10 protein-coding genes are annotated in these 15,607 nt (G+C 33.2%); 2 read left to right on the top strand and 8 right to left on the bottom strand.

Annotated features, from left to right (window positions below):
* Nucleotides 1–70 precede the first annotated feature (70 nt).
* Both AC3E9W_RS07090 and AC3E9W_RS07085 read left to right on the top strand, forming a co-directional pair.
* A complete protein-coding gene (locus AC3E9W_RS07090) occupies nt 71–1,147 on the top strand; it encodes a DUF2931 family protein (RefSeq protein WP_488767750.1) in 1,077 nt (358 codons plus the stop codon).
* A gap of 226 nt (nt 1,148–1,373) precedes the next feature.
* Nucleotides 1,374–2,288 (top strand): phytanoyl-CoA dioxygenase family protein, encoded by a 915-nt coding sequence (locus AC3E9W_RS07085; RefSeq protein ID WP_488767749.1) that lies wholly within the window; start codon nt 1,374–1,376, stop codon nt 2,286–2,288.
* Nucleotides 2,289–2,372: 84 nt separating this feature from the next.
* Here the strand turns inward: AC3E9W_RS07085 and AC3E9W_RS07080 are convergent, their stop codons facing one another.
* The 8 genes from AC3E9W_RS07080 to AC3E9W_RS07045 all read right to left on the bottom strand — a co-directional run bounded on the left by AC3E9W_RS07080 (nt 2,373) and on the right by AC3E9W_RS07045 (nt 15,607).
* Nucleotides 2,373–2,918 carry a 3'-5' exonuclease gene (locus AC3E9W_RS07080; protein WP_488767747.1) on the bottom strand — a complete coding sequence of 182 codons (546 nt, stop codon included), beginning with the start codon at nt 2,916–2,918 and terminating at the stop codon, nt 2,373–2,375.
* 50 nt (nt 2,919–2,968) lie between these two features.
* Nucleotides 2,969–4,066 (bottom strand): slipin family protein, encoded by a 1,098-nt coding sequence (locus AC3E9W_RS07075; RefSeq protein ID WP_488767746.1) that lies wholly within the window; start codon nt 4,064–4,066, stop codon nt 2,969–2,971.
* Between the two features lie 859 nt (nt 4,067–4,925).
* Nucleotides 4,926–5,471 carry a hypothetical protein gene (locus tag AC3E9W_RS07070; protein ID WP_306160218.1) on the bottom strand — a complete coding sequence of 182 codons (546 nt, stop codon included), beginning with the start codon at nt 5,469–5,471 and terminating at the stop codon, nt 4,926–4,928.
* A 1,089-nt stretch (nt 5,472–6,560) separates the two neighbouring features.
* Nucleotides 6,561–11,630 (bottom strand): DUF4132 domain-containing protein, encoded by a 5,070-nt coding sequence (locus tag AC3E9W_RS07065; protein WP_488767744.1) that lies wholly within the window; start codon nt 11,628–11,630, stop codon nt 6,561–6,563.
* Nucleotides 11,631–11,850: 220 nt separating this feature from the next.
* Nucleotides 11,851–12,285, bottom strand: coding sequence for a hypothetical protein (locus AC3E9W_RS07060; RefSeq protein WP_456896231.1), 435 nt, complete (start codon nt 12,283–12,285; stop codon nt 11,851–11,853).
* Nucleotides 12,286–12,468: 183 nt separating this feature from the next.
* Nucleotides 12,469–12,615, bottom strand: a complete 147-nt coding sequence (locus AC3E9W_RS07055; protein ID WP_488767742.1) for a hypothetical protein — start codon at nt 12,613–12,615, stop codon at nt 12,469–12,471.
* 15 nt (nt 12,616–12,630) lie between these two features.
* Nucleotides 12,631–12,912, bottom strand: a complete 282-nt coding sequence (locus tag AC3E9W_RS07050; RefSeq protein WP_488767740.1) for a hypothetical protein — start codon at nt 12,910–12,912, stop codon at nt 12,631–12,633.
* 337 nt (nt 12,913–13,249) lie between these two features.
* Nucleotides 13,250–15,607, bottom strand: a complete 2,358-nt coding sequence (locus tag AC3E9W_RS07045) for a hypothetical protein (protein WP_488767739.1) — start codon at nt 15,605–15,607, stop codon at nt 13,250–13,252.

Raw genomic sequence — 15,607 nt, 5'->3', positions numbered from 1 at the left:
AAAAATGATAACGAAAATAATTGCAGTAGTAAATATAATTTTAATCTCTCAACTTGTATCATGTCAAAAAATGGAACAAACAGATAATTACAAAACAGAAAAATTTGAATGGGACGGAGATGCAACTGCTCCAGAAGGTTATCCAATGTGGATTATTTATCCTCATGCTTTTATTTTAAGCAACGATTACGAAGCTGTAATTCCAAATGACACCGATATGGAAGATGGCTGGGGAGGATCATTAAGGAGTTGGTCTGTGGGAGAATCAAATAAACCCATGCCAGACAGTTTAAAAATTGCTTGGTATTCGTATACAGAAAACAAATTCTACAAAGGAAATTTTAAAATGCCTCAGGAAAAGTTATACAATCTTTTTAAAGAAGGCTATTTAATTTATGGAATTAATTGGGAGAAAGCAAATAAAAATGATGACTACACTAAAGAACTGCACAAAGAAACCTACAGTGCAATTACAGTTGGTTTAGCTCCAAAAGGTATGGTTGTGGTATGGGCAACCGGGCAAAATAAAATAGAAATTGGCCGTTTTCAGGGAGAAGCAGTTCCGGAAGGTCCCGAAGCCGATAGGATGTGGGAGCAGATTACAGATTTAAGTTCACGACCGCTTGTTGTAAAACAAAGAATAGAAAGTTTTAAACCAGAAGTTCGAGAAGAAGTATTGCAGGGCAGGATAAGTTCTAAAAAATGGGATGATTACAGGATACGCTATAAATGGAAACTTGCCTTTAATCAGAATTTAGAAATTTACGATTATTATGTGCGCTTTTTTAACAGCGAAAAAATTGGTTTACCCCCAACTACAGATCAGGCCTTGTACAATAAAAATGTTCTCGAAAGCAGACCAAAAGCTGTGCCTAATGAATTAGGAATTTTTGTTAAAGGTCAAGATGGAATAAAACACTGGCTTAGAATTGATTCTTTTGATGAGCAAGAAGTAATTAAAGCGTTTATGGATTTGGCTAAAATAAATCCAGATGGCGAAATTACTATGCTGATTAATGTTGATGAGGCATTTACCAAAATGAAGGTCGTACTGAAAAATGATTTTAAAGAGATTGAATTGGAAAAATGTAAAACGAAACTTTTCCTCATAGATAAAAGAGCCGAAGAGATATTGAAGGAGTATTGAAGAAATGAGTCTTAAGCTGGCGATCCGATAGCGCAGATTTGCAATCCGTGCCTACATCAATAAGAAATATTCAGCGTAAAAACAAGAATCAATCTTTGTGGGCACGGATTGCAAATCTGCGCTAATTACACATTCATTTTCAGCACAAAAAACAGGTATTTCTACTTTAACCTCCAAAACATAAATCCCGTATTTTTAAGTTTTCTTTCAACTAAACCAAAAACTTATGCCTTGGACAGTTCTCGAACAATTATGGAAACGTGTTGTAAATCCTAATGAAACAAATTCAGATCACTCAAATTGGGATAACGAAGTTAAAGAATTGTACAAACTCGGCATTGGCATGGAAGATACATTGCTCTTTTTATATGCTGAAAAACCCAATTTTGAAAATTTCAAAAATTGGATAAATGGCAGAAAACGAGATACCATTTACGAAACCGAAGATTTAACCGAAAATGTATTGTCTGAACAAGATCTTGAATTTTGGAATGAAAACGGTTATATCGTAGTGAAAAATGCGATTTCTAAAGAAGATTGCGAATCCACCCAAAACGCGATTTGGAATTATTTAGAAATGGATCCGAATAAAAAGGAAAGCTGGTACAAACGTCACGAAGACCAAAAAGGTCTCATGCTTAATTTTTCGGATCATGAAACTTTAAATCGCAACCGCTTTTCGCCAAGAGTAAAAAAGGCTTATGAACAGCTTTATGAAACCGATAAGATTTACAAAACAATTGATAAAGTAAGTTTTAATCCGCCTGAGACATCTGATTTCAATTTTCTCGGAAGTCCGTTGCATTGGGATATGAGTTTAAAAAAACCGCTGACTTTCGCACTTCAAGGCATGCTTTATTTAACGGACTGCGGGCCAGAGGATGGCGCTTTTCATTGTGTTCCGGGTTTTCATAATCAAATTGATCAATGGTTGGACGAACTTGAGCCTGATGAAAATCCAAGAAGCAAAGCTTTACAAATCTTGCAGTCCAAACCAATTATTGGCAATGCAGGCGATTTTATCATCTGGCACAATGCGCTTCCGCACTGCGCAACACCTAACAAAGGAGAAAAACCACGAATGGTACAATATCTCACTTATCTTCCCGACGATTACAACGCCGCAGGAGAATGGGTTTAAAACACAAAAACTGCAAACATATAATGCCTACAGTTTTCTTCAGTTACCAATTATGCTTTTGATAACTGGAAAACAAATTAAATTCTAATTTTTAAGACACCAATTCAAAATCTTAGCGATGTTTTTGGCATCGTCAATGCCTCTGTGGTGCGTTCCCTCTAAAGAAATATTCAATAGCGCCAAAGCTCCATTCATTCCCGTTGGTTTTGTTAAACCAAACTTTTCTGCAAACCAAGTTTTGACATTGATATGTTCGTCTCCCATTGGGTAAGCAACTCCGAATAATTTGCATTGTTTTTTAAGCATATTCAGATCGTATTGACCGTAACTTGCCCAAGTGTATAAATCAGGATGATACTCATCAACAAGTTGATTGATCGCTTCTTCAAAACTCACTCCGTTTTCATCCAGTAAATCTTGCGTAATTGTCGTGAGTTCCGTACAAAACGGACTTACTGTTGATCGTGACGGTTTGATTAATATTCCTTTGTTTTTCGAAATTTCTCCTGTTTGAGTATCCAAAACTGCGAGACCAATTTCAATAATTTCATTTTCTTGCCCTTTCGGGACTTCACCCTGCCAACATGTGGCTTCTAAATCGATAATAATAATTTTATCTGTAGTATTCATTTTTTTAGTTTTTAAATTAAAACCACCAGCGTTTCCGTTGATGGTTTTCTTTATTTCACGAAGATTTCCTTCAATTGACCAATTACGTTTCCGCCTCCAGAAATTGTGATTTCCCCGATTTTATCAGCAATTTTCTCGACGTACTCCATCTCTTTCAATTTCCACAACATTTCGTTTTCTTCCATCAGCTTTGCTGTGTTAAGCAAACTTCTCGTTGCAGCGGTTTCTTCTCTTCTCATAATACTGTTTGCCTGCGCCTTTTTCTCGGCCACCAAAACCTGATTCATGATTTCTTTCATATCGCCTGGAAGAATTACATCTCTAATTCCGGCATCAGAAATTGTTAAACCTAAGTCTTTAATTTTGGTTGTTACTTCTGCCAAAATTGCTTCGGCTATAGTATCTTTTTTAGCCAATAATTCATCTAAAGTCAATCCGCCTACAAAAGCTCTTAAAGCCAATTGCATCGCAACATACAATTGTTTTTCAAAGTCTTTGTTTTCGATCAGAGCTTTCATAATATCAACCACTTGGTATCTCACAAAAAAGTTAATCCTTAATCCCGCTTTATCTTTGGTCAATAATTCTTGTCCAGAAATCTCAACTTGCTGCAGTCTTGTATCGATTGTTTTAACTTCGATTGTAATCGCATTATTCCAAAAATAATGAGTTCCAGATTTTAATTCTTTAGAAAAACTTCCGTTAACAAACAATAAAGCTTTGTCATTGCTTGCCACAATAAACTTTCTGACAAAGTACTTCAATTGGTTATTTTCCAATAAGTTTACTGAGATATCTTCTGTAATTTCAATCTTAGAAAGATCTGCTTTTTTGAATTCGTTTTTTACAATTCCTTTCCAAAAAGTATGTCTGCCTGGAGTTAACGTACCTTTAAAGTTTCCGTTAACGAAATGAAGAGCAATTTCATTATCAGCAACCTCAACAACTTCAAGCATTGACGCTAAAACTTCATTTTGCAATAAAATATTCAATTCAAAAGGCGCTTGAAAAATTGCATTCATATCATAAATCAATACATTTTTGTCACCAAAAATCCAGTGCAAACCTTCTTCAGCTACTTTAACTAATTTTCTATTTTCGAAAACCAAACCTACTTGGTAACCTTCAATTTTAATTCTTTTAATCATCGTTATATTTTTTTTACTTTTTGTTTATTTTTCAAGTTTAAAGTTTCAAGTTCTGAAATCTGTAAACGTCTCTTTATTCTATTCTCTTTATTCTATTCTCTTTTATAAATAAAAAACCTCTTTGCCTTTCTCCTCCGAAAAAAACGGATGAAGAGTTTGTAATTTGTTTACCCAAATTTTTTTCGACTGTGTTTTACAAAGATGATCCCTAAATCATTTAAGCAATCAAATCGAGAAGAAAACAGGCATTTCAAAAAACATTGCTTTTCGCACTGGCTTGATCATGAGTGTGAAACTTCAGATTTGAAACCTTAATTTCACTGACAAAGACAAATCGGCTTTTTTCTAATGGTCATCTTTTTAAGAGTGATGGTCTCTGGAAATACAGATTTTGAGTCTGTTGACTTACCACTTCGTCCAATCAACCTAAGTTGATGCAGGATTCGAACCTGCAAATTTCTATTGTTCTAACCAGACTGAACTATCACATTGCTGTGAGTGGGATTCGAACCCACGACCGATAGGAGACAGTTTTTTGGAAAACTATCAAAACCTCCAAATCAAGTTGCATAGAAAAACATAATTCGCTTTCGCGGAAAGTTCCCTACAATGGTGCTATACAGAAACACGCAACTGGACTTGTTTGATATTTTTAATCAAAGCCAAACTTTGATGCTTTTCATTTTCTAAAAGAACTTATTTATTTCTTGAGCAAATATTCAAATTATACTGCGCAATCATTTTGCGTAGTATAAAATTTTATAATTAAACTCTTTTTGAATAGTTGAAAAGAATACTGCCAGCGTAATACTGGCAGTTTCTATTTCACGAAGATTTACTTTAATTTGATCAACTCGCGCTAGCCGCTTGACAAAGACATTATGCTTCTAGAAAACATATTTCTAAAACTTGCGAAAAGATTTTCGTGTTTAGCTTTTTTGCCTGATTTTTTCTTTTTTTCAGGGCTGTTTTTTTCCAAACTTTCTTTCTTCGCTTTGTCCGCTTTTTTAGCTTTAACTACTTCGATGCTTTCGAACTGCTTCATTTCTTCACTTCTAAATTTCTTAAAAGGACGCGGTTGAAAATCAACCAAAATCGCAGCCATATTTATAGCATCTATGTTTGTCAAATCTGTTTCTCCTTTAAAGAAGGTTTCAATAGGTCTGAATTTATCTTTTTTCTCCTTGAACTTATTCTTCTTTGTTGGTTCAAAATCCATAGAAAAGAAGTTTCTAAAAACATTCAAGTCATCTGGAGTCGGATTCTCTTCGAAAATCATCCAACAGAAATCACGTAGTTTTCCACGAGACGGTTTGTACAAGTAATCGAAGTGTTGTCCTTCTTTAGCTATTTCGTATTTCTTTTTAATCTCTTTTTTGTACTGTTTTAATGTGTTGTTGTGCATGGTTATATATTTTATTTGGTTATTGGAATCTCAGGAAAACTAGTATTTCAGGGAATCCAATAACTTCAAAGGTTTGCATGCACCTCTACAGTATCAGAGCAATTTCACGTAAGTGACATTACTTTTCCCAAAAATTCACCAGTATTCCATAGTTTCATAAGTTTCGACTCAATTTCCCCGGCAGGAGAAAAAGAACTTTCCCTAAATCGACCTATTTTTTGATCAAAATGATGATCTGTCTTAATGGCTATTTTTTGATTCATTATTTATTTTTTACTTTTTAAAAATCTTAGTGTCTTAGTCGCAAACGAGCATAAAAAAAGCACCCAATTAAAGGTGCTCATCAAAGTTATAAGATACATACGTATCCTACTGCTTATAATGATGCACTTGCATTGTAATACTTCCAAAGGCCGACCCAGGCAGTACTAATTCTCTTTTATATTCAAAACTTAAATCCATTTTATTACTTGTTATATTTTTTTAAATCATTCTTTTTTAAAATCATTGTTGTGATTTTGTTCAGCAAAGATAATATCGAAAAAATCAATTCTCCAAATTTATTTTTAACATAATTTTCTGATTACCAATTAATTAACCCCTAAATTTAAGCAAAGAAATTCCTGTCCGCTTATTCGTGCAGATTTCTATTTTATATTAATTAATTGTCATTCATCCAATTACTCTCCAAGACTAGTTTTCGCTATTTGGGTTAATTAATACATATTTTTTCATTCACTTTTTTTTTAAATTTTACAATTTATACGTTAATTCTTATAATTTACTTTTGTTATTTAGGCAATATCAAAATGCTTTTAAACAAAAAAAGCGTCCCAAATAAAAGGACGCTTTTTCTATATCTTCATTTCGAATTTGATATTGCTACTTGCTTTTCTCTTCGAAAAAATACATACTGCATCCATAATTTTGCGTCGAGGCAAATCCTGCCAGACGATCATTATATTCTGCTTTTATTAAACTAGTACTCATTTCTTTCGCTTTTATTTGAAGTACAAATGTAGTAATTTGTTTCTTAATTTAACATTTTATGTTAAAAAAGTTAAAAATAACACAATTCAAAAGTTGGTTTTAAGCATAAGTTTTATCAATCTGACTCAAAATAGTCGGGTCTTGAATTTCATCATCTTTGGCAAACAATAAAACTTTAGACATCACCTCAGCCGATTTCGGATCATCATCTGCAAACGGCAAGAACAGACGTCCTCTATGTTGCGAATGAATCGGAAGAACCGATAAATACCTGCCTGGAACTTGATGCACAACTGCACTTCCTAAATGTACACTGTATTCTGCCATGTTTCCTTTAATGATCGCATGATTTCCTGTGATCTCCACATTTTTGATTTTAAACAATCTCAGAGTTTCTCTCAATAAAACAGCTCTCATTTCGATAGAAGAATGACTTGCTTCTGGATCGACACCGCCCAAATGAGCCACACTTACAACCAAATCGATGTCACGCATTACTTCTGAGAAAATCCTCGGATTTACGTCTTCAAAAGCAATGTTTTTATAATCTTTTAAAGAATGGAATTCAATCGTTTCTAAAGTCGGACTCTCCACATCAGCTGGTGAAAACCAATCGGCCATAGCATACATTTTTACCTGATAGCCTTCTTTATGGAAAACTTTCTGCAATCCTTCTTCATAATCTACCTTCCAACCTCTTGTTTTCAATAAAGCCAAAGTTTGTGTTGGCTGAACCTGATGTCCTGCATAACGTCTAGAAATTGATTTCTCTTTCAACTCATCTGGCGTTGGAACATACAATTCTCTGAAAATCTGTTTAAACGGCTGCTGCACTTTATTGTCAAAACAATACGATTGAAAATCGGTCCAAACTCCATTTTTATGAAGATCGAAACAATGTGCGATTCTAAAAGTCTGGCTTTCGTTTAACGGAATCATTTCTCCTAAAGCCGAAATCAGATTTCCGTCCACATAAAAACCAATCTGATTGTCATTAGAAACAAAAACTAATTTTTCTAAATGTTTCGAAATAATCGGATGTTCAAAAAGATTTTGCATTTCTCCGAATAAAAACTCATCGCCACGAATCATACTTTCCTCTAGTCCTTTTCTAGAACGCGTCCATTGCTCGCGCATGGTTTTTCTGTAAGCGGTTAATTCCAGAATGCCTTTGTCTTTTTTGTATTTCGCTGGAATCGCTTTTATTTCTTTATCCCCTTTAAAAGTAACCAGATCGGCTTTTCCTTCTTTATTGATAACCAAACTTACCGTTACATCATCTAATTTTATTTCTGTTTCTTTAGATAAAATATTCTGAATCTGCTTCGTTTCCATCGCCCAAGTCAAACGAACTGGATCTGGATATCCAGCATTTCTAGCTAAGTTTTCTAAAGCGACACGTATCGCCAAAGCCTCACTCGCCTGCTTCATCGAACCAAACTCTTTACTTTCTTTTTTAAACTGCTGCAAATATTCGTAACGCGCCAAAATATCTTTTTCTGGACTCGTTTTGCTTAACGGAACCAAACCGTAAACTCTTAAATAATCCTGATCGCGTTTGTCTTTTACTTTTGCCGTTACTTCTCTAATTTTTAAATCGCCTGTAATGGTATCAGCGTATAATCTCGCACGTCTGTGACCGTTTCCGTCTGTTACATATTTGGCAGATTCGTATAAAAGTTCCCATTTTGCTTTTCCTAATTTTTTGTAAGCCGATGTAAACCAATCTTTGTCGACCGCTCCGTCTTTAAAATCCTGTAAATCTATAGAAGAGAATTTCGCCATTTCGCTTTCCAATTCTGAGTTTACAGCGCTATACGTTGCCGTTTTAGTGTGCGCGTGAAACCACCAGATTCCTTCATCCAAGCCGTTCCAGTCCAAATACGTGCTAATCAACTTTTGCCATTGCGGCGCATAAATCGCAGTCTGAATCAATTTGGCTTCAGAGATTTTGGCTTTTTTTACTAAAGCATTAAAAACTTCCTGCGTATCGGTTTCTAGCGGATAACATTTTTTCAGCAAGAAACTAAACAGCTTTTGTTTCGTCAGTTCGGTATAACTCCACGAATAAATATAGCCTTTGTACAAACTTGCTTTTCCAAGTGCTGTAATAATTTCAACCAATCGATTAGCGCCATAAATAATTTGAAAACTCTGTACCAAAGGCGTTACCGAAGTGTTTGAATCGCCACGTTTGATTTCGATATCCAAAAACGTCTCACGGATTTTATTCATCATCGGAACCAAGAATGGGAATTTATCCAACAGTTCCATGCTTCCATAATGTCTGTAATGACTTCTTCCGCCCGTTAAAACCGAAATTCTTTCTGGCTCCAAAATACCTTCATACAATTCTCCTTCGGTAATTAAATTTTGTTCGAAAGCCACACAATACAAATGAATTGGCGGTTTGGTAAACGGAATATTTTTCTCTAAACCGTTTAATTGTCTCCATCTGTAGAGATTCCAAACTTTACTGCTTTGTTCTGCAGTAAGATCAAGCAAGCTTATTTTATTCAGATAAATATCAAAAAAGGCTTGATTCTGCCAGCCGTTTCCGTTATTAGAACTATAATAATATTCGTCTTTGCCTGGTTTGTATTCAAATTCGATTACAGATTGCGGAAGATTAGCATACAAAGTACTGCACGCATCAATAAGGAAATCAGCTTTTTCTGGAAACGAATATTTCAATTGTAAAGCATTCAGAATGTTTAGAATAGCATTGTCCCAATCGTAACCTCTTTTGTTTTGGTGCGGCAATAATTCTTTATAGTAGAAAACATATTCTTCTAGAAAATCTCTCCAAATTTTTCGGTCGCAATTGCTTACCAAAGTCATCAAGAACAAATCTCTTTCAGTCAATCCTGAATTTTTAAACCAGTTTTCCCAAACTTCATACAACGGATAATTTATCGCCACCGCTTCAGAATCTTTTTCGTCTTTCAGATTTTTTAAGGTTCTAAAAGTATTGCCAAGCAAAACCGTCGATTTACTATTATCGTAATTCTCGATTTCGTATTCGTAATTTCTGTTTTCTTCATACAATTGATAAAGCTTTGCGATTTCAGCTTTAATATGAGACATCGGTTTAGAAAAACCATATTTTTCTGCTTTTACCGATTTAGCATACAGCGAATCGGCTTCTGGTTTTGGAAGTTCATAAGCAGAAACTGTATTGGGAGTATAAAAGCCATAACCGTTTTCTTCGCTTAATATATTTTTCTTTTGCGAAGGTTCTAACTGTTCAATAAACTTGGTTTCTTTTTCGGTAATTTTTGGCCTTTTCAGATAATCCTGAACCCAATCGTTTACTTTATCAGTCAGTTTGTTATTTTTCTGAAGCTGAAGCATTATGTCTAACATAGACATACGCTGTTCTAAATCGCCTTTTTCTATAGTCTGATCGACAAAATTGGTGATTTTCGCCTCTTCCTGTTTAACTAAAATTGCCGTTAGATTTTTCTTTAAATTGGAATTCTTACGCTTGTATAATTCCTGAAAAACAGCCAATTCGTTTTCGGTTAAACTCTCGTTTTGCAAAACGCAAATTGCCGAAGCTACAAGAGATTCTCCCCTATCTTTTAAAATTCGCAAAGCAAAATTTCGCTGAAAATCGGTTGGAACTTTATCCTGCTTTTTCTGCTGGTTAGAACTATAAAATGAATATTGGTAAAAACTGCCCAATAAATTCCTTGTCAGTTTTTCTCTTAAGTTGATAGAAAATCCTTCAAAATGTTCTAAAACCGCTTTTAGTCTTTCGTTATTATCACCCACTAAATTTATCGCTGCTGCAAAAAGCGTATCACGTTCAAACTTAATGTTAAGCCACGAAAATACTTTTCCTTCAAAAGTTTTTTCCTTTTCAGTTATTTTCTGGGCAAGGTCAAATACTTTGTTGAAGAAGTTCGGATAATCGGCATTTTCTATATAAAATTTAGATCTGGCATTGGCTTCCAACAGCATATTCATTCTCGGAACGGCAAAAGCCAAAACTTGCAGATTTTCGTCATCTAAAGCTTTAAAATACAAAGGCATTTCGATGTACGGATCGTTGGTTTCTCCTGCAAATTTCAACGCCAGAGATTTCTTTTCAACCGAACCTTTTTCTAGCAATTCATGCAGATACGGAACCGTTTTCTCGACATCTAAAACGCCCTGAACCCAAAGCGCCATATACACTTCATTGTTGTTTTTGCTTTTAACGCCAGTTGAAATCGTTTCTGGATTCGAAAAATAACCCGAAGCCAAATCGATTATGTTTCGAACGGTTGTTTCTTTCTCCGATTCCCAGCCTAAACCTGTCCACGTATCGATCGCTCTTACGACAGATGAAAAACGCGTTAGTTTATTATCGATAATTACTCGAATCATGTATTGCAAAGCGCCGATACTCGTTTCGTCCAACGCTTCTAAAACCGTCTGGCGCAAACCTTCCTGACGCTGTGCTGCCAAAAGCAATTTTTCGACCAGTTCCCAGCTTTCTTGTTTTTCGCTGTTTAAAAGTGCTTTGATGATATTTCGCGATACTTTTCCGTGCGAATCTTTATTGAAAATAATATCTTCAAACAATTGAAAAAGACCTTCCTTACCCAAATCAATCGCCGACGACCAAACCATAAACTGATTAACCGAATTGGAAATCTCGGTATCGTAACGAATCTGGTCTTCGATACTTAAATCATAATAAAAAGTCGTACTGTCTTGATAATTGTATTTATACGGTCCGTTGAGCAACGAACGCAGAAAATTAACCTGATTAACAAGCAAATAACTCTTATGATTCGGCGCTCTAAAAGAGCGTCTCGCATAACCGTGCTGATACATTTTTTGAGGCAATCTTTTCCAAGCCTCTTTTACGTACGCCGCGTTTTCTTCGCCAAAGAAATAAACCAGCAGATCGTAATAATTTTTATCGTCCCACATATTCTCTTTGACCAAAGTGGCAAAGGTTTCGGCTTGCGTAGAGCCCAGCGAAATATAATTGCTGTAATAATTGTCTTCCAACTTCAAAAGTGCCAAACCAAACTCGGCCACTTCTTTTTTGAGTTTTGTACCAGAAAATAACTTAGAAAGCAGATTGCTGTTTACAATTTCTTCTAGTTCTTTCTTGAATCTCTTAATCGGATTTTCGATTACTTTACTTTTTAAAAGATCTTCTATCGTCATGGGTATTATTTTAGATTGTTGATTGTAGATTTTAGATTATTTTGATGGCGCTCAATTTTTTGATTTGATATTGCAATTGGAATTTGATATTGATATTGATATTGCAATTGGAATTTGGAATTTCAAAATTTGGAATTTAATCCCTTGTTGTCCTCCTGAGCGAAGTCGAAGGATTTCACACAAAGATTTTGGAATTTGGGATTTAAAAATTGGAATTTAATCACCAGTAACTCCCCGCCAAAAAAGTCAGCCTGATAAACATGATGTTTTTATTTTGAGATAAATCTATTTCCTCTGAAAGCGTTTCCAGCTGATCGTCTCCGTAGAAAACGGCATATAGACCATCTTCAAACGCTACGATGGCGTTTTCCTGCGCTTTCGCTAAATCGACTTGGTTGTGATTGTAAATCGCGCCGAAACCTACTTTTCCGGTATCGGTTAAAATGGGAAGGTAATTTTCTTTGGGAAGATGGATTTTGTCTTCGTCTTCAAACTCAAACGAAGAAGAACGGAACAATTGTACCTGATGATCTACTATCGATTCGATGAGTTTTTGTGTAGTAATGACAGGATTTTCTATGTCTAAAGCGATACTTTTTTCCTGAAGCAACGGATGTTTTTTTCCTAATTGTTTAACTGAGATGCTTATATTCATCTTTACGGCTTTTATTTTGAAGTTGTAAAATAAGAATTTTACATCAATTTTCGCTTAAACGAATGTGTATTAAATGTTAAAAAATGGTACGAAATAAAAGTACAATTTGAAGATAAAAAAATACCCCACAAATGGTATTTGCGGGGGTTGGGTTTTTATTTAGGGTTTAAAAATATTTTACCGTTAGCGTTTTTTCCTCTCTTTAGATTTGCTTGCTTCGCTCAATCGTTTTGCCTGCGCTCTAGCCTGTTCTATGGTAACTCCCTTGTGTTTGGCTAGTTGCTCCATACCTATCTTGGCTCTTTCCTCAAATGACATTTTGTAGTTCATTTTAATTAAGTTTTATTAGTTTATTTTTGCAACCGCTATCGTGTTGCACGCATTTACAATTTCTGTATTGGAAAACGGCGACAAAGTTTTTGCCAGATTTCGGCTGGTTCTGAGACAGCTTAACATTTTGAGCCTTAAATCGAGATTATTACCGCTTTCTGTTTCGAGTAGGAGCTCGAAGATTTCCTGCAGATACAAAGGCTGATTTTGAAATTCTCCCTCAAACCAAACGTCTGAAAGGAATCTTGCCACGGAAGGCATTACTTCTTGTTGTGTTTTTTGATTTTCTTTTTGCATATCGAAAATATCATGTACACGAAACCCACGATCGGTTGTGCAAAAAACATTCCGAGGAATATGATTAAGGCTATCACTAGCACCTTCAACGTAACGTGGGTTCGCTTATGTTAACTTAAATAAGTTTTAAGGATTTCTCCTCGAAATAATGTTTTTTGCTCTGCAAAGATATATCTTTTTACAACAAAAAGATGTATTTACTTACAAATTATAACAATTCTAAAAGAGTACATAAAAGTATAAAAAACTGAAAGAAAAGATATTATTTATATAGTTCTTCTCTAATTTTAATTAAAGTTTGAATTTACAAGTATTGCATTTTAATATCTTATTAAGGTTAATGTGATGCTTCTGTCAAAAACATAATTAATCTTTCTTTACTAATTTCTGTATTCGGAATTCTCTCTTCATTCAAATAAAAAGAAAATAACTCTTCTTGATAATGTTCAAAATAAACCTTTCTAAAAGAAAAAATAGTATTATCAGATTTGTAATTAAAATCAAAAGAAGTTGTGTTTAATTTTAAACTTACATTAAACTCTTTATAACTGTCTTTTTCATATTGCAGGTTATATAAAACATCACAAGATATAATTTCATCTGACAGCTTTACATTGTAAAAAGAGATATTATAGTCATAATATAACAATTCTGGTAATTTTAAGTCAACTTCAGATCTATCTTTTAAAAAGCTCCATTTTTTATATCCATCAAACACGTATTTCAATTTATTAGCAGTATTATACAGACACTTTATTTCTTCGGGTTCAAAAGAGTTTTCTTGTCTTTTTAATTTCGTTTTAAAAGTAAAAGGTTCATAAATTCTAGCTTCAATTTCAGGAACAAATGGAAAAATGGATTTAAAAAAAGAATTGTTAGTTTTATTCAAACTACTAAAAGACTCTTTTTCAAACTCTTCTTCTGTAAATATTGTTTCATTAGAGTAGTAATTCAAAACTTTGTTTGAATCTTCAAAATTTACAATTACAGTATTATAATTATAACCTAATTCATCTTTAAAATTATCGTATGAAATCTTCCTTGCATACTTCAAATCCATTTCATCATTCTTAAAAACAACTCTTGTAATTTCTCTGCCAAAAAAATCCTGAACTAAAACACCTTTATAATTTTCAATCTCTTGTTTATCGCCTATACTTTCAAAAATATCATATACTAAATATCCATTTTCATGCTTTTTATTATGATAAACGATATAATCTCTTGAGTAATTAAATTCAAAATCTTCCAATTTTTCTTGATCAGAACAATAGTATTCCACAAAACAGCAGGAATTATTTTTATAAGTTTTAATTTCTTTTGTAATCTTATCAATTTTTACTTCTTTCTGATATTCAAATACTTTTTTAATTTCGAGTTCTGAAATAACTTCACCAAGATGATTTTTATAAATAACTTCTATCTCTTCTTTTGAGCTTTCTGGAACTTCTGGAAAAAAAGTTTTAAAAAAGGAATCTTTCGTTTTCTTAATATAGGTTTCAAATTTTAGATTTGGCATTTCCCAAACTGTATCATCCCACATAGAATCAGAATCAAAATCACAATCATCTACATAACATAGTGCTCCAGATTCTTTATATTTAAAAATGTTAAGTATTTGAGATTCGTAATTATTTTTATAACAATACTTGATTAAATAATGTGTTCTAGATTCATTACTTAAGAGATAGTTGACGCTAATTAATTGATTTTGGAAATTGTATACTTCATTTCTTTTTTCAATTACAGTTCCTTTTTCATCATATTGAATTACTTCCCAACAAGTACAATTATTTTTAATCTCAGGTTTGTGATAGAAACAATACTTTACTTTATTTTGCATCACTTGTAAAAAGCCTTCTATTTTTTCTTCAACAGTTAAATAGTATGTTTTTGATACTATTTTTCCACAATCAAAGCTTTCCACTGTTCGTTTCTTTTTATCTACATATAAGGTTTTATAAAAAAAACGTTCCGTAAAAATTTCTTTAAATGATATTTTTTTGTTTTTGTAATGATCAGAATACTCAATAGAGATTTCAGGAATTGTAAAATCTGAATTTGGAATTATTGGAGAAAATGATTTGAAAAAATCTTTATTAATTTTTAGATCGTATTTTTCTGAAAAATCATTAGTAAACAAAAACTCTTGAAGATTCATTTCTAAATCTTCATTAGAAAAATAGGCTGATTCAAAATCCCCATTTTCAAAATAATTAACCCTAAAAGTTGAATTTGCTTCAGTTTTTCTCCTTAAGGTCGAATACTTAGCATCAGTTTTTATTGTTTTTGAATAACGATAGTTTTCATGACCTGTAAAAACAATAATTGATTTTATGACCAATTTTTCATCTTTATCTTTAATTATAATAGATTGTTCTTCAAGATTTCTAAAATCATACCTTTGAAACAAATAAATTGTGAAACCTGATTTTTCGAATAATTTATAATAAAAGCTTCTATCTAAAAATTGATTGTTTTCAAGTAATATTTCTTCTATTGATTGATAATTGTTCAAATAATAAATCGTAAAATTACTATTACCACTATGAGAAATATATTCAGTTTTTACAAGCTCTTCATCAATATAAAAATTTTTGAAAAAGTTTTCTACAGTATGAAGTTCTTCCTTAGAAATGACTCTTTCATTTCGATCTGCTTTATATATAATTTTTTCCACCATTTTAGATTTCAT

Source organism: Flavobacterium sp. 38 (assembly GCF_057799715.1).
This window is presented reverse-complemented; position numbering and strand designations above follow the sequence as displayed.

Bases quoted from the DNA above. Each gene is read 5' to 3' on its own strand.
- AC3E9W_RS07055 (WP_488767742.1), bottom strand. From the start codon at position 12,615: ATGAACTACAAAATGTCATTTGAGGAAAGAGCCAAGATAGGTATGGAG.
- AC3E9W_RS07070 (WP_306160218.1), bottom strand. From the start codon at position 5,471: ATGCACAACAACACATTAAAACAGTACAAAAAAGAGATTAAAAAGAAA.
- AC3E9W_RS07080 (WP_488767747.1), bottom strand. From the start codon at position 2,918: ATGAATACTACAGATAAAATTATTATTATCGATTTAGAAGCCACATGT.
- AC3E9W_RS07045 (WP_488767739.1), bottom strand. From the start codon at position 15,607: ATGAAATCTAAAATGGTGGAAAAAATTATATATAAAGCAGATCGAAAT.
- AC3E9W_RS07050 (WP_488767740.1), bottom strand. From the start codon at position 12,912: ATGCAAAAAGAAAATCAAAAAACACAACAAGAAGTAATGCCTTCCGTG.
- AC3E9W_RS07075 (WP_488767746.1), bottom strand. From the start codon at position 4,066: ATGATTAAAAGAATTAAAATTGAAGGTTACCAAGTAGGTTTGGTTTTC.
- AC3E9W_RS07090 (WP_488767750.1), top strand. From the start codon at position 71: ATGGAACAAACAGATAATTACAAAACAGAAAAATTTGAATGGGACGGA.
- AC3E9W_RS07060 (WP_456896231.1), bottom strand. From the start codon at position 12,285: ATGAATATAAGCATCTCAGTTAAACAATTAGGAAAAAAACATCCGTTG.
- AC3E9W_RS07065 (WP_488767744.1), bottom strand. From the start codon at position 11,630: ATGACGATAGAAGATCTTTTAAAAAGTAAAGTAATCGAAAATCCGATT.
- AC3E9W_RS07085 (WP_488767749.1), top strand. From the start codon at position 1,374: ATGCCTTGGACAGTTCTCGAACAATTATGGAAACGTGTTGTAAATCCT.